The following is a 21,760-nucleotide window of genomic DNA, read 5'->3' as shown; positions in this document are numbered from 1 at the left end:
CCGGCTTCCTAGAGGGATCGATCAGGCAGGGAAGATGCGGGAGCGCAGGATGCGCAGCCGTCCGCGGTCACCGGCCGCCACCTCCACCTCGGGCGCCACGTCGAGTTCCAGCCCATGCCCCTCGAAGGACACCGCCAGCCGGCGCGCCCCGGGCCGGTCGATCACGCGGGTGACGGTTGCCGGCAGGCCCGGGCCCGGCTGGTCCCCGCTGCCCTGCCCCGCCCATTCGAGATCGGCGGGCCGCACGAAGACATCGACCGGGCCATCGGCCAGGCCGGTGGCATCAAGGCTGAGATCGCCGAGCGTCACCTGCCCGCCTTTCGCCGTGGCGGAGAGCTGGTGGGTGTCGCCGAGAAAGCGCATGACGAAGGCGGAGTTCGGCTGGCGGGTCACCGCGCGCGGCGTGCCCTGCTGGACGATGCGGCCCTGCTGCAGGATGACGACGCGGTCGGCCAGATCCAGCGCCTCCTCCTGGTCATGGGTGACGAACAGCGTGGTGATGCCGAGCTCGGCATGGATCTCGCGCAGCCAGCGGCGCAGGTCGCGCCGGACATTGGCATCGAGCGCGCCGAAGGGCTCGTCGAGCAGCAGGACCTTCGGATCAACCGCCAGCGCGCGGGCGAGCGCCACGCGCTGGCGCTGGCCGCCGGAGATCTGCGCGGGGAAGCGGTTGCCAAGGCTCGAGAGCTGCACCAGCCGCAGAAGCTCCTCGACGCGCGCATCGATCTCGGCCTTGCTGCGCCTGGCCGCACGGGCGGTGCGCATGCCGAAGGCGATGTTGTCGGCGACGCTCAGATGCGGAAACAGCGCATAATGCTGGAAAACGAAGCCGACGCCGCGCTCGCGCACCGGGATCTGCGTGGCATCCTGCTCGCCGAAGCGGATCTGCCCGGCATCCGGAAACTCCAGCCCCGCAACCATGCGCAGAAGCGTGGTCTTGCCGGAGCCGGAGGGGCCGAGCAGCGCCACCAGCTCGCCGCTCTCCACGCTCAGCGAGACATCGTGGACGGCGCGGAAGGTGTTGAAGGTCTTGACGACGTGGTCGAGGTTTATCTTCATGGCGTTTCCTTTGCCGCCTCGGCGGGGCCAGCTGTGGGGGCGAGCGTGGCCGCGCGCACGCGGCCGGCGCCGCGCCGCTCCAGCAGGGCCTTGGCGATGATGGTGAAGACGGCGATCACGGTGAGGATCAGCGCGGCGGAGAAGGCGCCGGCCGTCTGGTAATCATGATAGAGCAGCTCGATATGCAGCGGCAGCGTGTTGGTCTGCCCGCGAATATTGCCGGAGACGATCGACACCGCGCCGAACTCGCCCATCACGCGGGCATTGCACAGGATGACGCCATAGAGCAGCGCCCATTTGATGTTGGGCAGCGTCACGGAAAAGAAGGTCTGCCAGCCGGAAGCGCCGAGCGAGGCGGCCGCCTCCTCCAGATCGCGCCCCTGCGCCTGCATCAGCGGGATCAGCTCGCGCGCGACGAAGGGCGCGGTGACGAACATCGAGGCGAGCACGATGCCCGGCAGGGCGAAAAGGATCTTGATATCGGCATCCTGCAGAAACGCACCGAACAGGCCCTGCATGCCATAGACGAAGAGATAGGCGACCCCGGCGACGATCGGCGAGACCGAGAAAGGGATCTCGATCAGGATCAGCAGCAGGCCCCGTCCCGGAAAGTCGAACTTGGTGATGGACCAGGCGGCGGCGATGCCGAAGAGCGTGTTGACCGGCACCGCGATCAGCGCCGTGACGAGGGTCATCACCACCGCGCTTCGTGTATCGGGATGGGCGATGGTGGCGGCGAATACGCCGAAGCCCTTGGAAAAGGCCTCGACGGCGATCACCGCCAGGGGTGCGACGATGACCAGCGCCGAAAGCGCCAGCACGAGGCCGATCAGCGTGCGGCGCACAGCAGGGCTTTCGCCCACGCGCACGGGCCCCATGCGCCGGGAACGGGTGGAAGACGCCATCCGGATCAATCCTTCTGCAGGTAGCGCAGCGCGCGGCGCTGGATCAGATTGGTGACGGCCAGCATGACGAAGGCGGTGATCAGCAGCACCGAGGCGATGGCGGCGGCGGCCTGATACTCATATTCCTCCAGCCGGATGAAGACGAGCAGCGCGGTGATCTCGGTCGACATCGGCTGGTTGCCGGCGATGAAGATGATCGCCCCGAACTCGCCCAGGCTGCGGGCGAAGGAGAGCGACAGGCCGGCCAGAACAGCAGGCGCGAGAAGCGGCAGCACCACGCGGGTGAAGACCTCGCGGTCGCTCGCCCCCAGCGAAAGCCCTGCCTCTTCCAGCGCCGGATCGAGCTCCTCCAGCACCGGCTGCACCGTGCGCACGATGAAGGGCAGGCTGGTAAACGCCATCGCGATGATGATGCCAAGCGGCGTATAGGCGACGCGGATGCCGAGCGGATCGAGCACATGGCCGAACCAGCCGCCCGGGGCAAACAGCGTGGTCAGCGCGATGCCGGCGACCGCCGTGGGCAGGGCGAAGGGCAGATCCACCACCGCATCCAGCAGGCGTCGCCCGGGAAAACGGTAGCGCACCAGCACCCAGGCCAGCGCCAGGCCGAAGACCAGGTTGAAGGCGGTGGCCGCCAGCGCGCACGCGACGGTGACACGATAGCTCGCCAGCGCCCGCTCGGAAGAGACGATCTGCCAATAGGCGGCCGGCCCAAGGCTGGCGGCCTTGAACACCAGCGCGAGGATCGGCAGCGCGATGATCAGCGCGGCATAAAGCAGCGTCAGGCCCAGCGACAGGGGCAGGCCCGGAAGAACGCGTTGTCTCAAGCTGGTTCCTCTTTACAGACGGTCGGCCCGCGCCCTGGAAGCGGCGCCGGACCATGCGGCATGGCAGGACGGATGCCGGCCCGCCAGCGCCTGCATCCTGAAACAATGCCCCCTTCTTAAACGCGGAGGCGCCCCTGCGGGCTGGCTTCTCGCTTGAAAGACAGCGACGGCCGCTCTTCCATGAAAGCCGGGGAAACGCAAGAAGACCCCTGCCCGGCATGGCCTGCCGCGCAAGGGCCTCGGTTGAAACAGAAGACCGCAGGCCGTCTACCGCTGCCCGTAGAGCTTGTCCAGCTGGCCGCCGGAGGCGAACTGTTCCTTCTGCACCTTGTCCCAGCCGCCGAAGACCTCATCGACCGTCAGCAGCTTGACGGCGGGAAACTGGCTCTGGAAGGTTTCCACGACCTTGGGATCGTTCACCCGGTTGCCGTTCTCGGCCAGGATCGTCTGCCCCTCCGGCGTGTAGAGGAAGGAGAGATAGGACTTGGCGATCTCGCGCGAGCCGCGCTTGTCCACCACCTTGTCGACCACGGCCACAGGGAAATCGGCCTTCAGCGAGACCGGGGGCACGATGACGGTGAACTTGTCGGTGCCGAGTTCCTTGGCGATGCCGCGCGTCTCGGCCTCGAAGGTGATCAGTACGTCGCCGATATTGCGCTCGGCAAAGGTGGTGGTGGCGGCGCGGCCGCCGGTGTCGAACACGGGCACATTGTCGAACAGCTTCTTGACGAAGCCGGTCACCTTGGCCTCGTCATCGCCATAGGTCTGCTTGGCAAAGGCGAGCGCGGCCAAATAGGTGTAGCGGGCATTGCCCGAGGTCTTCGGATTGGGGAAGACCACCTTGACGTCGTCGCGTACCAGATCGTCCCAGTTGCGGATGTTCTTGGGATTGCCGGAGCGCACCAGGAAGGCCGGGAAGGAGTAATAGGGCGAGGCCTCGTTGGGGAAGCTCTTGCGCCAGTCGGCCGACACGAAACCGCCCTTGACCAGCTGGTCGATATCCGTGCTCTGGTTGAAGGTCACGACATCGGCCTGCAAGCCTTCGAGGATCGAGCGCGCCTGCTTGGAGGAGCCGGCATGCGACTGGTCGATCTCCAGGTTCTTGCCTGTCTCTGCCTTGTAGCGCGGCAGGAAGGCCTTGTTGACGGCGACGAACAGCTCGCGGGAGATGTCATAGGACGCATTGAGAATTTTGGTGGGCGTCTCGGCCAGCGCCGGAGCGGAAGAAAGCGCGGCGAAGACCGAACCCAGGATTAGCAGACGTCTCATCGGAGCCTCTTTGTACCAGTCAGGACCGGCAAACTAGACAGCGATGGAAACCCGGGCGAGGCAAAGCGATTTCTTCCTGGCTATTTTTGAAGAAAAGGATTCCGGTTTCAGCCGGTCCGGCTGACGCGCATCCGCGCGCCGCCCCAACCCCGCGCCAGGCGGCGCGGGTCAGGGCATATCCGCGCGCGGCGACGTCTGCATGGCCGTCATACGGTTTCCGCTTGATCAGACCGGAACCCTATTCCGTCCAACGACAATCTGGCTTTCCGGCCGGAGATTTTCGTTGGGTCTTGTTTCCGGGTCGCGAAGCGATCAGCCGGAAACCGTATCAGAGGCATGCGCCCCCTTCACACCAGCTCCCAGCCGGCGGCGAGGGTGGCATTGACCAGGCCGCCGCCGGCGATCTGGGTGCCGTTCATCTGCCAGACCGCCAGCTGCTGCCCGTTCTGCAGCTCGATGTCGGTCTTGCCGTCGCCATTGACGTCGCCAAGGCCCGCGACATGCCAGCCCGAGCCCATGGCACCGATCAGCCCGCCGCCGGCAATCTGCGCCCCGTTCATCTGCCAGACCGCCAGATTCTGGCCGCTCTGCAGCACCAGATCCGCCTTGCCGTCGCCATTGAGGTCGCCCGTGCCGATGATCGACCAGCCGGCCGCCAGCGTGCCGGCAAAGCCGCCGCCGATCAGCTGGGGTCCGTTCATCAGCCAGACGGCCAGGCTCTGGCCGTTCTGCAGCACCAGGTCGCTGCGGCCGTCGCCGTCGAGATCCGCCGTGCCCGCCAGCTGCCAGCCATCGCCGAGGATGGACGAGAGCAGGCCGCCGCCGACAATTTGCGTGCCGTTCATCTGCCACAGCGCCAGCTGGCGGTCATTCTGCAGCAGGATATCGGCCCGGCCATCGCCGCTGAGGTCGCTCATCGCCGCCACCACCCAGCCATCGCCCAGCGTGCCGATCACCCCGCCGCCGGTTACCTGGGTGCCGTTCATCTGCCACAGCGCCAGCTGCTGGTCCTTCTGCAGGAGGAGATCGGAACGGGCATCGCGGTTGGCATCGCCGGCGGCGATCGCCGACCAGCCATCCGAAAGCCCCGGCAGGAGCCCGCCGCCGGCAAGGCTGGCGCCATTCATCGTCCAGGTGGCGAGATTGGTCTGGCTCTGCAGCAGGATGTCGGCCCGGCCGTCGCCGTTGAAATCGCCGGAGAGGCCCAGCGTGCTTATCTCGCGGTTGGCGAAGTGCAGGGTCTCGACGCCGGTGAGATAATCGGTGCCTTCGGAGCCGGTGAGCGCCCGCACGGTGGTGAGCGCCCCGGTCTGGGTGACGACATATTGCGAGCGGTCAAGGGCGTAGTTGACGGTGTCGTGGCCGGTGCCGCCGGCAATCAGGTCGAGGCCGACGCCGCCGGTGAGCTGGTCGTCGCCCGGGCCGCCGGCGGGAGAGCCGATCGCCGTGAAGCCGGAGGGATCTGAGCCCGTTTGCGACCTCGTGAATGGAAAGATATCGGCAACCTGATAGGTTCCCGCGGCCGTGCCGTCGGTAATCCACAATTCCTGCCCAGCCGTGCCGGACGTGGACGTTGCCGCAAAGAAAGCCTTGTTCCCGCTTATCGCAGTCAGATGATCGATGGATATAGCAGGATTGACCCCATCGAGAGAGAAAGTCCCTGAATATGTACCATCGGTAACCCAGAGCTTCGTCTTACCGGCGCTGTCGGTGGCAGTAAACACGGCCTTGCCATTGCCAAGCGCGGTGAAATTTTTAGGATCTGAGCCACCGCTTCCTAGATATAGATCCTTGACGAACGCCGTCCCTGTGGACGTACCGTCGGTGATCCACAGCTCACGTCCATTGGCACTATCATAAGCGGAAAAGAGAAACTTGCCATTCCCGAGAGGAGAAAAATAGTAAGGATAGGAAGAGCCACTAGGATTCAGGTTTTTCAGCATCATGGTCCCTGATGCTGTCCCATCGGTTATCCAGAGCTCATTTCCATTGCCAGAGCCGTCATTAGCTTGAAATATGGCCTTTCCATTGCCGATAGCTCTGAATCCGCCAGCGTCTGAATAAGAAGATCCGCCGGCTATATCGATGACAAAAGTTCCATCGGTCGTGCCGTCAGACACCCACATTTCCTGTCCGTAAGTCGAATTATAGGCTGAGAATATTACCCTACCGTTTCCGAGAGATGTTATATCCTGAGGATCGGAGTCATAGGATCCCACCCGTATGTCTTTTACGATTTGCGTCCCCGCCGATGTGCCATCTGTTACCCAAAGTTCTTGACCAGCGGAATCGGTATATGCGCTGAATATATATTTTCCATTTCCGATGGATGTGAAATCCCACGCACCAGACCCCCTGTATCCCGGATTAATATCTTTTAAAAGCTTCGTCCCCTCTGATGAACCATCTGTGATCCACAGCTCGTATCCGTTGGCATCGCTTGCAACAAATAACGCTTTGCCATTATCAATTGCGAAAATATGAGATGGCCGATAATATGAACTTGCCCCAGAAATAACATGCGTTCCTGACTCGGTGCCGTCAGTTATATAAAGCTGCCGGTCTCCGACGAGTTTATTATAGGCTGAAAAAATAACATTCTTGCTATTCAATCTGGTAAATTCATATGGATCCGAGTCATACCCGCCCGGATTTATATCGAAAAGCTTAACTGTGCCGGTAGAGGTGCCATCCGTTATCCACAGCTCTCGCCCGTAGGCAAGATCTTCTGCAGAAAATACATATTTCTGTCCTGCCATGCTTGCCCCCGGTTTTACTTGACTCTCTGGAGTCGATAACGCGATCCTGCAATTCAGCATCCTCTTTAACACGTGGCAGACTGCGCGGTAAAGCTGAGGTTAACCAAAAAAATGCGCGCAGAGCGCGTTTTAGCGATGCGGCACATGATTGCAGATCAAGCTTTTCAATGCGATTTGGATGTATTGATCGAGTGACAACCACGCGGCGCCCATCAGGAAACGCCTCCCGAGCGCTGAAAAACGCCGCGGCTTTCGCTCTTGAAGCATTCCCTGCTGATGCCATAGCCGCCCTCAAGAAAACCTTCTTGTTCCGACGACGCGCAAAGCTCCCGCAGCCGCGGCCCTCCCTACCGCCGCGGCGCCATCCGCTTGAGGAAGGCGATCTGGCGGAAGAAGTCGCGCTTGGGCTGGGCCGGGCTGCCGAGCAGCACGGCGCCGGGCTCGACATCGGAAATAACGCCGGCCTGCGCGCCGATCTGCACGCCGCGGCCCACCTCGATATGGCCGGCAAGCGCCGCCTGGCCGCCGATGCGGGTATAGTCGCCCACCGTGGTGGAGCCGGCGATGCCGACCTGGGCCACGACGATGCATTGGCGGCCGAGCACGACATTATGGCCGATCTGCACCAGATTATCGATGCGCGTGCCCGTGCCGATCACCGTGTCGCGGGCGGAGCCCCGGTCGATCGTCGTGTTGGCGCCGACATGGACATCATCGCCGAGAATGACGCGGCCAAGCTGCGGCACGCTGACATAGCCGGCGGCGGCCGGCGCGAAGCCGAAGCCGTCCTGGCCGATCTTCACGCCGGGAAACAAGCGCACGCGCGCGCCGAGCACGGCATGGCTGACGACGCAATTGGCGCCGATCCGGCTGTTCTCGCCGATCTCCACCGCCTGGCCGATGACACTGCCCGCGCCGAGGACGCAGCCGGCGGCAAGGCGCGCCCGGCGCTCCACCACCACATGGGCGCCGATCTCGCAACTGGGATCGACCTCAGCCTCCGGATCGATCACGGCGGTGGGGTGAATGGAGGCGCGGGCGCCGGGCTGGGGATGAAACAGCGCGCAGACCTGAGCCCAGGCGATATAGGGATCCTTGGCGACGATCGCCGCCGTGCCCGGCGGCACGCTATCGGCATGGGCGAGATGGACAATAATGGCGCCGGCCTGCGACTGGCCGAGCTGCGGCAAATAGCGGCTATTGTCGAGAAAGCTCACCTCGCGCGGACCGGCGGTCTGCAAGGGCGCCACGTCATCGATCAGCCGGTCCGCCTCACCCACCAGCGTTCCGCCGGCACGCGCGGCGACCTCCGCGAGCTCAAACGGGCCTGCGCATTCGAAAAACCTGGGATCCGCCATGGGCACTCACACTCCGGACGAGACCATGGCCTGTCCCGACCGGGCAGCCCATGCACCTTTCACGAGACCATGACATACTGCCTTGGCCGCGTCAGGAAAACAGCAAGAACGGGTTGAAAAGCAGGAAAGGTAAATTGCGCGGGAAATCGACACGCCCGCGCTCCCTCCCCGGCCGGATAGCCGGCCCGCTCTTCCTTGCCCGAAAATTCATGAATGATAATAGGACAACCTCTTATCATTCATGCAGGAAGCCGCGCTCTCGCACCCGCCGCTCAGCCTGTGAGGCAGTCCCCGCGGGCGCGCTGCGCTCAGCCTATAGCAGGCCGAAGCGCGCCGCGATAGACGATGACGCAGCCCATGAGCCAACCGCCGCCGGGCTATTCCGCGTCCAATGCATGGCAGCGAAAAGGCAGAGCCGGTTTTCGGAAGATCCGGTGCCACAGCATGTCACGCAAAAGGCTCCGATGCGGGCTAACCTCCGCTCTCCGTCCTGTCAGGCCTTGAGCCGAGGATCTGCCAGGTCAGGGATTCGGAAGGATATCATGCTGTTGCAGATGCTCGGGACAAGCCCGAGCCTCACGAAACGAGGGCTTTGCGCCTCTCCCAAGACGCTCCCGACATCGCGAAGCGATCAAGCGGATTTCGTACAAGCGCGGGATAGATGGAGCTTCGGGTCAAGGCCTGACAGGACGGGAGAGGTGAAGCTCACCCTCATCGAAAGCTTGTGCGGAAGACGATCGCGCCGCGCGCAGTGGAAGGCCGACATCGCGGGCTGATGCGTTGCGCCCTGTCCTTCTGCGTCTCACAGCCGCCGCATGCGGCCTTGAGGGGCCAGCAACCGCCAAAAACGAAAAAGCCTGCCGCGGGAGGAGGAGCGGCAGGCTTTCTCTAAAGGTGAACGGCTGGCTGGGAGGAGGAGCGCCGCCGTTCTTGGGGCCGACGATCTCTGGGAGGAGGAGTGAGATCATCGACAGACCGAAGCGCCTTGGGAGGAGGATAGGCGCTTTCGATGGAGTTAAATTAATTCGCCCGATGCCGCCGAGCTAGGGCCTTCTCCGCAGCGCTGCCATGCGCAAGGCGCGCAGCTCGCACAAGAGAGGGCATCCTTTGCGACGCGGCGCGTGCAGTGAAGCGGTTGGCGAATGAAAACAGCTATTTGCGTTGTGGTCCGGCAGGGGTGCAGCCTCAACCCAGACCGCGTTTCGATGAAACACGCCGTCCTTGATCGCGGGCGACTCTGCTGGATCCGGAAACTCTATGGGAGGGCGCGTTCGGTGGCGATCGGGCCTGAACCGTCGTGCGATCGGTGCCGCGGCTCGCGGGAGGGCGATCGTCCGGCCTTATTCAGGCCGATCCTGCGGCGACCACGTACCGTGCAAAAGTGGCCACCGGTCTCGCGATCGTGACGGTCGACAAGAGGCGACTGAACGCGGGAAGCACGTCTGATACGAGATCCGAAAGATCACGTCCGAATTTTAAGATTTCCGGCACAGATGACCATCATGCGTGACGTCATCGTCGGGCTTATGCCGAGGATCTGCCGTGATCGGTGTTTTGTCGAGATAGCAGGCATTTGCAGATGCTCGGGACAAGCCCGAGCATGACGAAACGAGGAGTTTGCGCGTCTGCCGGGAAGCTGCGGATATCGCGAAGCGATCAAACCGGATTCCTGTGAAAACTCGCCACGCACTCGCAAATCCGCCGAGAAGATCAAGAATGACAATCCCTCTCGATCCCAGGCCCGCTCGATTCCAGCAAGATGGGCTGGCCGGTGTCCGGCTCGGCATCGGCGCGGGAACAGACCGGCGCAGGTCTGTTTTTCATCCTTGCGCTCGGACAGCGCTGAGGATTTCGCGCCGGGCCGTCATGCGCTGGAAAGCCCGGCGTTCGCGACTGCATCGACCCGAAAAGCGCTGCAGCCTCCAGGCCCGCGGCGAAGCGCTTAGCGCTTAGCGCTTGACGGCGGCGCGGGCGACCGAGCGGATGTCGGAGCGGGCGATGCCGAGGTCGTTCAGCTCGCGGTTGCTCATGCGGCCGAGTTCGGTGACGGTCTGACGATATTCGCGCCAGGCGGAGAAAGAGCGGGTGAGGTTCATGGCGGTCTCCTGTGGTGGGGAACCGGCCTTCCGGCTCCCGGGGGTGGAGCCGTTCGCGGCCCCGTCATCGACCGCAACGGCTGCCTCCCTCTGTGGGAAGCCTGCCCCGCGAGCTTCATGCCCGCCGAGGCGTCTTGCCGTCCGGCCTGTTCGATGACCGCAATATAATCGTTTTAAACCGTCGAAAACCAGCGCTCATGCCTCAAGGCACCCTTGCGCCCAGCGCATGGATTGGCGCGTCCCTCAAGAGGAACCCACAACACCGTCTTGCCGACGGTACGGGCCGTTGGTTCGGGCTGAGGGTTCAGGCGACGGCCTTGCCGGGGCGGTTTGCGGCCGTCTCGCTTATGGCCTCGGGCTGCGCGCGGAGCCTGTCGCCCAGCGCGTCGAACAGCGGATGAGGCCGCTCCACGCGGTTGCGGCCATTGGCCTTGGCGCGGTAGAGCAGGCGGTCGGCGCCGCTCAGCGCGGCGGTCATGCTGGTGGAGCCGGTCACGGTAAGCAGTCCGGCGCTGAAGGTCACATCCTGCTGCAGCGCGGTCTGGCTGCGCACATCCAGCCGCAGGCGCCGGGCCACCGCCTCCAGCCTGGCCAGCGCCTCCTCGCTGGTGGCATCCGGCATCAGTGCGGCGAATTCCTCGCCGCCCAGCCGGGCAATGAGATCCTTGGGGCCGAGTTGCCCGCGCACGGCGCGGGCGAAGATGCGCAGCACCTCGTCGCCGGCATCATGGCCATAGCGGTCATTGATGGACTTGAAATGATCGAGATCGAACAGCACGAGCTGCGCGCGCGCGCCGCGCACGGTCTCTGCCTTCCCGAAAAAGGCGCGGCGATTGTCCAGGCCGGTCAGGAAGTCCGTCTCCGACACGCGCTGCAGCTGCGCCCGGCTTTCCTCGCGCGCCAGCGACAGAAGCGCCATCGGCGCGGCCATGGAGAAGAGCACGCCTTCAAACATGGTCGACAAGGCCAGCAGATCCAGCGCCGGCTGATTGCCAAGCCAGCTCACGAGCGGCACCAGCGGGACCCGCAGAAGATAGACCGCCGCATGCATGGCGAAAACGATCGCCACCAGCCGGTCGGCCCGGCCGGAGATCGGCAGTCGCGGCCGCAGGAAGGCAATGGCGACGATCACGCAGATGCTGGCGATGAACAGCCCGCTGATCGCGTGCCAGATCGGCGTCGGCAGAAGCGGCCCGACGGTAAGCCAGAGCGGCGCGGCCGGAATGGCCGCCAGCGCCAGACGGCGCGGCATGAACCAGCCGGCAAAGGGCAGCGAGCCCGCGGCGACCAGAGCATAGCCGGTGACGATGAACAGGTTGGCAACGCCATAGCCCAGCACGCGCGGCATGCTGTCGCGCGCGATCAGGATCAGAATACCGATCAGCAGGATGGCATAGCCGGCCGCCCAGAAGCGCAGCGCCCGGCTGCGCGCGGGATGGAAGCGCTGCTCCCAGACAGTCATGATCACGGCCATCGTCAGCGTGCCGACGCCGATCGCATAGAGTGTCGAGAGACTGGCCTGCATAATGTCCATCCGTCCTGGAGCATCGAACTGAAAAGCGGGACCCGGCTTGCGGGCAAAAAACCAATGTAAAAACAAAACCTTGAGCATCAAACCGTGTATGGTTTTCAGTTCGATGCTCGAAAGTCGGGAAAGCTTAGGGCCGAAACAGCCTGAAAGCCATGAACGCCGCGTCTGTTCCTGGGAAAATAGTTAGCCCCTTCTTTCCGATCAAAACAATTTTAGAAGAATGAAAGATAAAGGAAGGTGGTGATAATGCATGCGGCAACCGGCACAGGACGCGTTTTCCGGGCCAAGTCTTAAGATTTCCCTAAGCGGCCGATGACACCGCGTCCCCGCCCGGCCTGCGACAGCACGACCCGTGGACAGGGCGCATCATGGCCCTGTAAGACCAAGTGACGACGATAGGGACCGACAGGATTCCTATCATCGTCACTTGGTATAAGACGTGTATGGCAAAACACCCTTCTGTCTTAGGGGCGAAAGCCCGAGCGGCGGCAAGGCCTTGGCAAAGCGCGCGACGACGGACCCGAAGTCACTGCCAGACCTTATCCGACAGGGTCAAAACCGCAGGGACAGTTCAAGCCCGAAAGACAGGCTAAGCCCGAAAGACAATCGGGCCTGCAAGATCAGAAAGCCGGAAACACCATGCGTTCAACACCCCGATCCGCTTTTTCAAGGCCCTTCATCGCCTTGATCGCCCTGACGCTGTCCGCGGCGGTCGCGCCACTTGGCGCAGCCCCTGCCCTTGCCCATGCGCATCTGCAGGCGGCCAGTCCGGCCGACAAGGCAAGCGTCACGACCTCGCCCGAGGCGATCACGCTCACCTTCTCCGAGGCGCTCTCGCTGGCGCTGAGCGGCATCACGCTGACGGCCGAGGGCAAGGGCGCGATGACAACAGGCGCGGCAAGGCTCGGCCCCGACGGCAAGAGCCTGACCGTGCCGCTGACGGCGCCGCTGGCGCCCGGCGCCTATCAGGTCGACTGGCATGTTCTCTCGGTCGATGGCCACAAGACCCGGGGGACGCTGCACTTCACCGTGGCGCCGTGACATTGGCGGAGGCCGAGGCCGCGCTGATCGTCACGCGGGCGCTGGTCTATGCCGCAGGCCTGTTTCTCTGGGGTACAACGGCCTATCTCGCCGCCTTCGTGGGCGAGCCGCTGCGCGGCGCGATCGCCGGCCGGCTTGCCGGCATCACCCGCCTGTCAGCGCTTTTGCTCTGGCTGATGCTGCTCGCCAGCCTGCCCCTGCGCGCTTCGCTTCTGGCGGAGGGTGGCGAAGCGGCGCTGTCGCTCCCGCTGCTTTCGGCCCTCTTGTGGGAAACCGCGATCGGGTTTGCCTGGCAGGTACAGATGCTGGCCGCGACGCTTCTCGCCGCCGGCGCGCTCATGCGCCCGCGCCGCCCGGCATTGATCGCGCCGCTGGCCGCGCTGTTCCTCATCACGCTGCCGCTCGGCGGCCATGCCGCCATGCTGGGGCTGACGCTGACAGGCCTGGCGCATCGGGCCAATGATGCGCTGCATCTTCTGTCCGCAGGCGCCTGGGCCGGCGCGCTGCTGCCCGTCCTCCTTATCCTCCCGCGCCTGCGCGAGGGCGAAAGCCGACCGGCGGCGCAGGCGGCGCTCCTGAATTTCTCCACCATGGGACACATTGCCGTGGCGCTGGTGCTGATCACCGGGCTGATCAATGCCTGGCTCATTCTCGGCGCGGGATCGGGCAACGGGATGGGGGCGGAAGCCGGCCCCGACGGCCTGATGAAGCTCGTGGCCGGCCTCTGGACCTCGCCTTATGGCCGGCTGTTGGCGCTGAAGGCGACGCTGGTCGCCCTCATGGTGACGCTGGCGCTCGTCAACCGCTATGCTCTCGTGCCGCGTCTGGCTGCCAGCCCGCCTGCCGGGCGGGCGCTCATGCTCGGCACGCTGGCTGAGATCGGGCTTTCAGCCCTGGTGCTGGCGCTGGTCGCCGCCTTCGGCACGATGGATCCATCCTGACATTGCTGTCATCGCTGACAAGGGTTCAGCGATAGGCGTCGTTGTCGCTCTTGCCCGGCACCGCCGGGTTGAGGTCGTAGCTCGCCCCTTGCGGAACGGCGACGGCGCGGAAATTCTCGGCCAGTTCGTGCAGCCTGGCACGGGCACCGGCCCCGCGCACCGGCAGGCCATGGCCCGTGATGATCGTCTCCGGCTCCAGCGCCGCCAATTGCCGCACGGCCTCCTCCGCCTCGATCCAGTTCGGCGTGAAATAGGCCGGCGGCCCGTGCATTTCCGCCCGCTGCGTCATCACGGCATAAACGGATTCCTGCGCGGCGGTGACCACGGCATCGCCGGCGATCAGCGTGCGGTCAGCCTCGCGAAACAGCGAGATATGGCCGGGCGCATGGCCCGGCGTGTGCAGCCAGCGCCAGCCGGGCATGCCAGGCACGCTGTGGTCGATCGGCAGCATATGAAGCCGCTCGCCGACATTGACGGGGGAGCGCGGAAACAGCGGCGAGAGCAGCGCCATCATGCCGCCGCCCACCAGCGGATCGGCCGGCGGATAGGCGGCCTGCCCCTGCAGATAGGGCATTTCCAAGGGATGAGCGTAGACGGGCGCATCCCATTCCTCCGCCAGCCGCTCGACAGAGCCGGCATGGTCGAAATGGGCATGCGTCATGATGATGGCGGCTGGCGGCCGATCCGGGCCGAAACGATGCTCGGCCGCGGTGCGGATCGCATTGGCCGAGGTCGGCAGGCCGGTGTCGATCAGCACCCAGTCCTCGCCGGATTGGGGGCGGCCGAAGAACACGACATTGACGATGGAGAAGGTGCGGAAGGCCAGATCCGGCGCGAAGGACTGGAGACCGTCAGAGCCGCGCTCCGTCGGGGCGAGATCGGCATCGGTCAACGCCAGTTGCTGGGCCATGGAGTGCTCCTGTGAACGCGCATGGGACACGAACCAGGAAAAGCGTCGAAGGTTCCAGCTAGCGCTGACGCAATGCGGGGCAGACAGGCGTAAACCGTCGCCAGGAAACGAAAAGCGCCCTCCATCCTCGCCCCGTGTCGCGGAGCTGATGGAGGGCGCCCTGGATCAGGCCAAAGTCTTGGGACGGTCAGGCCGCCTGCTTGACCGCATCGCGCGGGATTTCCACGTCGATCTCGAGGATCGAGACGTTTTCGGTCCGGTCCATCTTCACCTGCACGCGCTCATTGTCGAGCTCGACATGCTTGGCGATGACGGCGAGGATCTCCTCGCGCAGCAGCTGGACGAGATCGGAGCCGGTGGAAACCCGCTCATGCGCCAGCAGCAGCTGCAGCCGCTCGCGCGCCACCGGCGCGGAACTCTGCTTTCTGAACAGTCGGAAAATGCTCATGCAGCCCTCCGCGAGAAGATCTTGCTGAGCAGGCCGCCGCTGGCACGCTTCTCGCCGGGCACGGTCACCGGCAGCGTTTCGCCGGCCAGCCGGCGAGCGGCTTCGAAATAGGCCATGGCCGGGGCCGAGCGGCTGTCGGCAACGGTAACCGGGGCGCCGAGGTTGGAAGCGCGCAGCACGTCCATGCTCTCGGGGATAATGCCGAGCAGCGGGATCGACAGGATTTCCAGAACGTCCTCGACCTTGAGCATGTCGCCGCGCTCGGCGCGGGCCTGGTCGAAGCGGGTCAGCAGCAGGTGCTTTTCCATCCGCTCGCCGCTTTCCGCCTTCACCGTCTTGGAGTCCAGAAGGCCGATGATGCGGTCGGAATCGCGCACCGAGGAGACTTCCGGATTGGTGACGACAACGGCGACATCGGCATGGCGCATGGCCAGCGTCGCGCCGCGCTCGATGCCGGCGGGGCTGTCGCAGATGATCCAGTCGAAATGTTCCTTGAGCTCGCCGATCACCCGCTCCACGCCTTCGGGCGTGAGATTGTCCTTGTCGCGGGTCTGCGAGGCCGGCAGCAGGAACAGGGTTTCCACGCGCTTGTCGCGGATCAGCGCCTGCGGCAGCTTGGCATCGCCCTGGATGACGTTGACGAGATCATAGACCACGCGGCGCTCGGCGCCCATGACGAGGTCCAGATTGCGCAGGCCGACATCGAAATCCACGACGGCGACGCGCTCGCCGCGCTGTGCCAGCGCAGCCCCGAGCGCAGCCGTGGAGGTCGTCTTGCCGACGCCGCCTTTTCCTGAGGTAACGACGATGACCTTACCCATCTTGCTCTCCTGTTCTTGGCCGGTCCGGCTCAGCTTAGTTTTTCCGCCATGATCGCATCGCCATCCAGCCAGAGCTGGACGGCCTGGCCGCGCAGGCCAGGCGCCATGTCGTCCGCCATCTTGTAGACGCCGTCGATCGCCAGCAGCTCGGCTTCGAGCTTGCGGCAGAAGATCTGCGCGGAGGCATTGCCGATGGCGCCCGCCATGGCCCGGCCGCGCAGCGTGCCGTAAATATGCACCGAACCGCCGGCAATGATTTCGGCGCCGGAGGCGACCGAACCGATCACGGTCACGTCGCCCTCGGTGAAGATCACCGACTGGCCCGAGCGCACCGGCTCGCGGATGATCAGCGATTGCGGCGTCGAGCGCACCTCGCCCGACACCTCGACCATGGCCGGCTCTTCCGGCTCCGCGGTCTCGGCCGCGGCGCTGCGCACCTCGATGGAGGGCGCGGCATTGGCGACCTCGACATCGGAGGCCGGGCGACCGCCTTTCAGCGCCGGCGGCATGCCGGGGCCGATCAGCGAGGGCCGCGCGCCCTCGATGCCCATGATCGAGACATTGCGCTCGGCAAGCGCGGTCACCAGACCCTTGAGCTCGTCGCGGTTGATCGGCAGATCGGTCACGTCCAGAACGACGGGACGGCCGAAGAAGAAGCCGGCAGAGCGCGCGGCCAGATCGTCAAGCCGCGTCAGCCAATGATCGAGAGGCAGGTCCGGGGACAGGACGACCGCCAGGAAGGAGCGGCCCTTGATCCGGATGGAGCGAGCATCTGTTAGCACTGTGACCATCTTCATGAAAAAAGGGGTTGAACCGGCCTTAACCAAGCCGGACTGTTAAGGAAGTTTTAACCCTGGCGCTTGCGTGAGGCTGGCGTTGCCTTATTGCCTCTCGCGGTGCGGCACCCGACGGCAAACAGGCAGGCGCGCTTAAATCATTGAAACGATTGATCGCTGGAAGACAGGCGCGCGCTTTTTCGAGGATGTGCACCGGTAAGGCACGGCTTCATCACGCAGGCGGCAGCGGCACGGCTTCGCAGCTGCGGCATGCCCTCAGCGGGGGAATCACGGTCGGGGTCCTGCCACCGGCGCCCGGGTTCGTTGGCGCCTGGGGTCGTCGGGCGCGTGAGGGTCGTTCAGGCGTGGCGGAGAAAGGGCAGGAGCTTCAGCGAGGGAGCGGTGCCTTCGCCCAGCGCATCCTCGGCCAGACGGATGGCATTCTCGGCGATGGCATCGACGGGATGCTCGATGCGCGTCGCGTCGGCGCCGGGCGTATCCGGCGTGCCCAGCGTGCCGAAGGCGATGACGGCATCGGTCGGATCGACGCCGGGGCGGGCCGAGAGAAACAGGCGGCGGGCGCGCTCGAAGCTCGGCAGCGCCATGCAGACCAGCGCCGTGATATCGGCATGTTCGGCCAGCAGGCCGACAATGCGCCGTTCCTCCTCCGCCCGATCGCGGGGGGCGGACATGGCCTCGAAGCGAACGGCATGGCGCAGGGCCGCGGGCGCCAGCGCGCCGCCGACGCGACTGGCATAGAGATAGCCGGCCTCCACCTCCTCCTCGCCGGGGCCGATGAACAGCGCGGCGCGGTGGCCAGCGCGGGCCAGCGTGGCGGCGGCGAGATCGACCGCGCCGGCAAAGTCGTAATCGACGAAGCGCAGACGCGAGGGTTCGGAAGGCTCGCCAATGGCGATGGCGGGAATGCCGGCCTTGTCGAGCAGGCGCACACGCGGATCCTGCGCCATCACCTGCAGCAGAAGCACGGCGTCGGCCTGCCGGCCCGTGACGAGGCGGACGAGCTCGTCCGCCCGGTCGGCGGCTTGCGTGCGCAGCAAAAGCTGGTAGCCCCGCGCGGCCGCAGCCTCGGCGATCGCAACGACATAGACGCCCATGCCAACATCCGGCCTGCGGGGCACGGAAGGCAGGGAGAGCACCAGCGTCTGGCTGCGGGCGCTGCGCAGCGAGCGGGCGGCGGCGTTCGGCGTGTAATCCAGAACGCGGATCGCCTCTTCCACCAGCCGGCGCGTTTCCTCCGAGATCGGCCGCGTGCCGTTGATGACATAGGAGACCGTGCTCTGCGACACGCCGGCAAGCCGCGCGACATCGCTCATCGAGGCGCTGCCGCCGCGCTTACCCTCCGTCATCGCCGCTCCTTGTCAGGTGCCTGGCCCCGTCCTAGAGCATGGGACCGAAAATCATACGCACGTGCGCAAACACAGGTGTTGTGCACCGTGGCACCCCCTCATCCGCCTGCCGGCACCTTCTCCCCGCTGGGGAGAAGAGACCCAGACGACAGCACGGCGTCCCCATCTAAAACCCTGGAAAAATGCATAAACCGCATTTTCTTTGGGTGGAGGCAGGACGAGGCGATGCCGCACGTCTCTTCTCCCCAGCGGGGAGAAGGTGGCCCGAAGGGTCGGATGAGGGGGCCAGCCAGGGTCGCAAATCAGTGCGTCGCGTCCTGTGAATCAAGGCAGACCGATTCTCTAGACTGTTCTTTCTGCACCGGATTCTTTCCAAGTCCTGAAACAAGCTTTCGGTCCGGCGCTACGATGCCGGGCGCTCCCTTCCAGGCGCGCCCGGCGATCTGATCCTGTCGGCAGGACTTACTGCTGCTCCAGCCAGACCGTGGCGTCGGCCGGCAGCTTGCCGTCGATAAGCGGCGCGCTGGAGAGGATAACCGCGCCAGCGGGCAGCGCCACCGGTTCCGCGCTGAAATTGCACAGCACCTGGACGCCGCCCACGGTAAAGCCCACCACCTCTTCCGAGCCGGTCTCGACCCAGTAGAGCGTGCCGCCGCCGAGATCGCGCTTGGCGCGCTCGGCCAGGAGCGTCTTGTAGAACGACAAGGTGGAGGCCGGGTCGCCTTCCTGGCGGTCGCGCGCCAGCTCGCCGAAGACGGCCGGCTGCGGCAGCCAGCTGCCACCGCCGAAGCCGTAGAAGGCCTTGTCCGCGGCCCAGGGCAGCGGCACGCGGCAGCCGTCGCGGCCATAGCGCTCGCCCTTGGTGCGGATGAAGGTCGGATCCTGGCGCAGCGCGTCCGGGATGTCGATCACCTCGGGCAGGCCGAGCTCCTCGCCCTGGTAGAGATAGGCGCAGCCGGGCAGCGCCAGCATCAGCGCGGTGGCGGCACGCGCGCGCTTCAGGCCCAGCACCGGATCGGGGAAATCGGGCGAGTTGGGGCCGAGGCCGTCGCTGTGCACAACCTTGGAATCGGGCGCGAAGCCGAGGCGCGAGGCATGGCGGATCACGTCATGGTTCGACAGAACCCAGGTGCTGGCGGAGCCGACGGCCTGGAAGGCCTCGATCGACTCGTCGATCACCTGCTTCAGCGCCACCGGCGACCAGGCGGAGGTGAGGAATTCGAAATTGAAGGCCTGATGCATCTCGTCCGGGCGCACCCAGTCGCTGAGGCGCTTGAGCGGCGCCACCCAGGCCTCGGCGCAGAGAATGCGGTCCGGCCCGTAGCTTTCGAGCAGCTTGCGCCATTCGCGATAGACCTCGTGCACCGTTTCCAGGCCCCAGTAGGGGGTAACGGTGAAGGCATCGGCGTTGGTGGCGTCGAAATCCGGCAGGTCGGGATCCTTGATCAGGCCATGGGCGACATCCACGCGGAAGCCATCGACGCCGCGCTCCAGCCAGAAGCGCAGCACGTCGAGGAACTGGTCGTGCACCCAGCGGTTCGACCAATCGAAATCCGGCTGGCTGCTGTCGAACAGATGCAGATACCACTGGCCGGGCGTGCCGTCGGCATTGGTGATGCGGGTCCAGGCCGGGCCGCCGAAGACGGATTTCCAATTGTTGGGCGGCAGGTCGCCATTCGGCCCGCGGCCATCGCGGAAGAGGTAGCGCGCACGCTCCGGGCTGCCTTCCGGCGCGGCCAGCGCCTCCCGGAACCAGCGATGGGCGGAGGAGGAATGGTTGGGCACGATATCGACGATGACGCGCATGCCCAGCCCATGGGCCGCCTCGCGCATGGCGTCGAAATCGGCCAGCGTGCCGAACATCGGCTCGACATCGACATAATCGGCCACGTCGTAGCCGGCATCCTTCTGCGGCGACGGATAGAAGGGCGAGAGCCAGATGGCATCCACGCCGAGCGCCGCCAACTCAGGCAGCTTGGCGGTGATGCCCGGCAGGTCGCCGATGCCGTCGCCATTGCCGTCGGCGAAGGAGCGCGGATAGATCTGGTAGATCACCGCCTTGCGCCACCAGCCGGGGGAAGACTGGGCGGGCGACATGTTCAGGTCGGGTGCAGCGGTCTGCGGCATCGGGCATCCTTTTTCATGCGTGTGTGCGGGGTTTCATGAGCGTGTGCGGGGCGCGCGCCGGCAGGGCGCGTCAGGGCGCCGGCTGAGGATCAAACAGAGCGACATGCCCGGGCAGACGCGCACCTCTTCCCGCGCGCTCCGCCCCGAGCGAGGCAAATCCGCCATCGATACTATTCGATGATCTCTAGGATGCAAGACCCCGAAAGCGGCCATGGCGGGTTTTTTAGAAGAGGGCGGAGGACGGCGCGGCTTCCTTCCGCAAAGAGCGCCGCCAGCTCTCGCGGACGCTCAAACCCTCGCAAACGCCTGCAACGCGGCGTGCATGCCCGTATAAGGCCTTCATGGGCCAGGAGAACGCCTGTTCAGGCCGGTTCCATCCCGCCGAACGACATCAGCCTGTTACAGCACTGATCTAGGATTGCGAAGCTGCTCATTCATCGATTAGAATCGATAAATCCACCATGGCTACGGCCAGGGGATCGTCTGCGCCCCCCTTTTCACGCCCTCCCGCCGCGCGCGCCTTCGCACCCTGTGCATCCCGGACGGAGGGGATGGCTGGACATCCTCCCTGTATGCGGGCAAGAGGGAAGGCGCGGCCTGCCCGCCCTTTTTCCCGGTTTAGCGCTTTCAGGAGACAATTTCATGGCCCATGCGATGACCTCGGGATCGACCGCAACAGGCAATGGCGCCAACCAGCCGGATCTGGAGCGGGCGGAGATCTGGCAGGCGCGGGTGGATCTGGCCGCCTGCTTCCGCATGGCCGCCCGCCGTGGGCTGGAAGAGGGCATCTGCAACCACTTCTCCGCCGTGGTGCCGGGCTATGACGACCTGTTCATCGTCAATCCCTATGGCTATGCCTTCAGCGAGCTGACCGCCTCGCATCTCCTGATCTGCGATTTCCACGGCCATGTGGTGTCCGGCAGCGGCCAGCCAGAAGCCACGGCCTTCTATATTCATGCGCGGCTGCATGCGCAGGTGCCGCGCGCCAGGGCCGCCTTCCATACGCATATGCCCTATGCCACGGCGCTGTCGATGACGGAAGGCGAGCCGCTGATCTTCGCCGGCCAGACCGCGCTGAAATTCTACGGTCGTACCGCCGTCGACCGCAACTATAACGGCCTGGCGCTGGACGAGCGCGAGGGCGACCGCATCGCCGCCGCCGTGGGCGATGCCGACATCGTCTTCATGAAGCATCACGGCGTGATGGTGCTCGCGCCCACCATCGCCGAGGCCTGGGACGATCTCTATTATCTGGAGCGGGCTGCGCAGGTCCAGACGCTGGCGCTCTCGACCGGCCGCGAGGTCCTGCCCGTCGATCCCGCCATTGCCGAGGCCGCCTATCGCCAGATGCGCGAGGGCGATCCCGAATCCGCCCGGCTTCATCTGGAAGCCATCAAGCGCCGGCTCGACCGGGACGAGCCGGACTACAAGAGCTGACCGTTTCGGGCCCGGTCGGCTCAGGCTTGTCTGTTTCAGCCTCCGGCACGGGCAGCGCGTGCGCGTGGGGCCGGCCTTCGCGCCATCC

Annotated in this window: 17 protein-coding genes; 3 read left to right on the top strand and 14 right to left on the bottom strand. The window is 65.1% G+C overall.

Annotated features, from left to right (window positions below):
• Positions 1-21: 21 nt before the first annotated feature.
• The 8 genes from BJF92_RS03260 to BJF92_RS03220 form a co-directional block, all read right to left on the bottom strand.
• Positions 22-1,059, bottom strand: a complete 1,038-nt coding sequence (locus tag BJF92_RS03260; protein ID WP_075633350.1) for a sulfate/molybdate ABC transporter ATP-binding protein — start codon at positions 1,057-1,059, stop codon at positions 22-24.
• The gene (gene cysW / locus BJF92_RS03255) at positions 1,056-1,964 is read right to left on the bottom strand and encodes a sulfate ABC transporter permease subunit CysW (RefSeq protein ID WP_075633349.1); all 909 of its coding nucleotides are present in this window, start codon (positions 1,962-1,964) and stop codon (positions 1,056-1,058) included. The genes BJF92_RS03260 and cysW overlap by 4 nt, the downstream gene beginning before the upstream one ends.
• Before the next feature lie 5 nt (positions 1,965-1,969).
• Positions 1,970-2,791: a sulfate ABC transporter permease subunit CysT gene (cysT, locus tag BJF92_RS03250; RefSeq protein ID WP_075633348.1), complete on the bottom strand. Its 822-nt coding sequence runs from the start codon at positions 2,789-2,791 to the stop codon at positions 1,970-1,972.
• Positions 2,792-3,058: 267 nt separating this feature from the next.
• Positions 3,059-4,060 (bottom strand): sulfate ABC transporter substrate-binding protein, encoded by a 1,002-nt coding sequence (locus tag BJF92_RS03245; protein ID WP_075633347.1) that lies wholly within the window; start codon positions 4,058-4,060, stop codon positions 3,059-3,061.
• 347 nt (positions 4,061-4,407) lie between these two features.
• Positions 4,408-6,819, bottom strand: coding sequence for an FG-GAP-like repeat-containing protein (locus BJF92_RS03240; protein WP_075633346.1), 2,412 nt, complete (start codon positions 6,817-6,819; stop codon positions 4,408-4,410).
• Between the two features lie 347 nt (positions 6,820-7,166).
• Positions 7,167-8,177: a UDP-3-O-(3-hydroxymyristoyl)glucosamine N-acyltransferase gene (lpxD, locus tag BJF92_RS03235; protein ID WP_075633345.1), complete on the bottom strand. Its 1,011-nt coding sequence runs from the start codon at positions 8,175-8,177 to the stop codon at positions 7,167-7,169.
• 1,949 nt (positions 8,178-10,126) lie between these two features.
• Positions 10,127-10,273 (bottom strand): DUF1127 domain-containing protein, encoded by a 147-nt coding sequence (locus BJF92_RS03225; protein WP_075633343.1) that lies wholly within the window; start codon positions 10,271-10,273, stop codon positions 10,127-10,129.
• Between the two features lie 304 nt (positions 10,274-10,577).
• On the bottom strand, positions 10,578-11,798 hold the full coding sequence (locus tag BJF92_RS03220; RefSeq protein ID WP_158032179.1) for a GGDEF domain-containing protein: 1,221 nt from the start codon (positions 11,796-11,798) through the stop codon (positions 10,578-10,580).
• Between the two features lie 645 nt (positions 11,799-12,443).
• Between BJF92_RS03220 and copC the strand changes: the two genes are divergently transcribed.
• Together copC and BJF92_RS03210 are read left to right on the top strand one after the other, a co-directional pair.
• On the top strand, positions 12,444-12,845 hold the full coding sequence (gene copC / locus BJF92_RS03215; RefSeq protein WP_075633341.1) for a copper homeostasis periplasmic binding protein CopC: 402 nt from the start codon (positions 12,444-12,446) through the stop codon (positions 12,843-12,845).
• Positions 12,842-13,786, top strand: coding sequence for a CopD family protein (locus BJF92_RS03210; protein ID WP_143523873.1), 945 nt, complete (start codon positions 12,842-12,844; stop codon positions 13,784-13,786). Before copC ends, BJF92_RS03210 begins: the two co-directional genes overlap by 4 nt.
• 25 nt (positions 13,787-13,811) lie before the next feature.
• On the opposite strand, the gene BJF92_RS03205 is transcribed toward BJF92_RS03210, so the two are convergent.
• The 6 genes from BJF92_RS03205 to BJF92_RS03180 form a co-directional block, all read right to left on the bottom strand.
• Positions 13,812-14,696, bottom strand: coding sequence for an MBL fold metallo-hydrolase (locus BJF92_RS03205; RefSeq protein WP_075633339.1), 885 nt, complete (start codon positions 14,694-14,696; stop codon positions 13,812-13,814).
• Between the two features lie 187 nt (positions 14,697-14,883).
• The gene (gene minE / locus BJF92_RS03200; protein WP_075633338.1) at positions 14,884-15,144 is read right to left on the bottom strand and encodes a cell division topological specificity factor MinE; all 261 of its coding nucleotides are present in this window, start codon (positions 15,142-15,144) and stop codon (positions 14,884-14,886) included.
• Positions 15,141-15,965, bottom strand: coding sequence for a septum site-determining protein MinD (gene minD, locus BJF92_RS03195; protein WP_075633337.1), 825 nt, complete (start codon positions 15,963-15,965; stop codon positions 15,141-15,143). Before minD ends, minE begins: the two co-directional genes overlap by 4 nt.
• Before the next feature lie 29 nt (positions 15,966-15,994).
• A complete protein-coding gene (gene minC / locus BJF92_RS03190) occupies positions 15,995-16,756 on the bottom strand; it encodes a septum site-determining protein MinC (RefSeq protein WP_075633455.1) in 762 nt (253 codons plus the stop codon).
• Between the two features lie 344 nt (positions 16,757-17,100).
• Positions 17,101-18,108 (bottom strand): LacI family DNA-binding transcriptional regulator, encoded by a 1,008-nt coding sequence (locus BJF92_RS03185; protein WP_075633336.1) that lies wholly within the window; start codon positions 18,106-18,108, stop codon positions 17,101-17,103.
• Between the two features lie 462 nt (positions 18,109-18,570).
• On the bottom strand, positions 18,571-20,235 hold the full coding sequence (locus BJF92_RS03180; RefSeq protein ID WP_075633335.1) for a glycoside hydrolase family 13 protein: 1,665 nt from the start codon (positions 20,233-20,235) through the stop codon (positions 18,571-18,573).
• Positions 20,236-20,877: 642 nt separating this feature from the next.
• Here BJF92_RS03180 and BJF92_RS03175 point away from each other — a divergent pair.
• The gene (locus BJF92_RS03175) at positions 20,878-21,672 is read left to right on the top strand and encodes an aldolase (protein WP_075633334.1); all 795 of its coding nucleotides are present in this window, start codon (positions 20,878-20,880) and stop codon (positions 21,670-21,672) included.
• Positions 21,673-21,760 lie beyond the last annotated feature (88 nt).

Origin of the sequence: Xaviernesmea rhizosphaerae (genome assembly GCF_001938945.1) — a bacterium.
Lineage (GTDB): Bacteria > Pseudomonadota > Alphaproteobacteria > Rhizobiales > Rhizobiaceae > Xaviernesmea > Xaviernesmea rhizosphaerae.
The sequence above is the reverse complement of the archived record's forward strand: the minus strand, read 5'-3'. Positions and strand labels throughout refer to the sequence as shown.

Bases quoted from the DNA above. Each gene is read 5' to 3' on its own strand.
- BJF92_RS03260 (WP_075633350.1), bottom strand. From the start codon at position 1,059: ATGAAGATAAACCTCGACCACGTCGTCAAGACCTTCAACACCTTCCGC.
- cysW (WP_075633349.1), bottom strand. From the start codon at position 1,964: ATGGCGTCTTCCACCCGTTCCCGGCGCATGGGGCCCGTGCGCGTGGGC.
- BJF92_RS03245 (WP_075633347.1), bottom strand. From the start codon at position 4,060: ATGAGACGTCTGCTAATCCTGGGTTCGGTCTTCGCCGCGCTTTCTTCC.
- BJF92_RS03240 (WP_075633346.1), bottom strand. From the start codon at position 6,819: ATGGCAGGACAGAAATATGTATTTTCTGCAGAAGATCTTGCCTACGGG.
- lpxD (WP_075633345.1), bottom strand. From the start codon at position 8,177: ATGGCGGATCCCAGGTTTTTCGAATGCGCAGGCCCGTTTGAGCTCGCG.
- BJF92_RS03225 (WP_075633343.1), bottom strand. From the start codon at position 10,273: ATGAACCTCACCCGCTCTTTCTCCGCCTGGCGCGAATATCGTCAGACC.
- BJF92_RS03220 (WP_158032179.1), bottom strand. From the start codon at position 11,798: ATGCAGGCCAGTCTCTCGACACTCTATGCGATCGGCGTCGGCACGCTG.
- copC (WP_075633341.1), top strand. From the start codon at position 12,444: ATGCGTTCAACACCCCGATCCGCTTTTTCAAGGCCCTTCATCGCCTTG.
- BJF92_RS03205 (WP_075633339.1), bottom strand. From the start codon at position 14,696: ATGGCCCAGCAACTGGCGTTGACCGATGCCGATCTCGCCCCGACGGAG.
- minE (WP_075633338.1), bottom strand. From the start codon at position 15,144: ATGAGCATTTTCCGACTGTTCAGAAAGCAGAGTTCCGCGCCGGTGGCG.
- minD (WP_075633337.1), bottom strand. From the start codon at position 15,965: ATGGGTAAGGTCATCGTCGTTACCTCAGGAAAAGGCGGCGTCGGCAAG.
- minC (WP_075633455.1), bottom strand. From the start codon at position 16,756: ATGGTCACAGTGCTAACAGATGCTCGCTCCATCCGGATCAAGGGCCGC.
- BJF92_RS03185 (WP_075633336.1), bottom strand. From the start codon at position 18,108: ATGACGGAGGGTAAGCGCGGCGGCAGCGCCTCGATGAGCGATGTCGCG.
- BJF92_RS03180 (WP_075633335.1), bottom strand. From the start codon at position 20,235: ATGCCGCAGACCGCTGCACCCGACCTGAACATGTCGCCCGCCCAGTCT.
- BJF92_RS03175 (WP_075633334.1), top strand. From the start codon at position 20,878: ATGGCCCATGCGATGACCTCGGGATCGACCGCAACAGGCAATGGCGCC.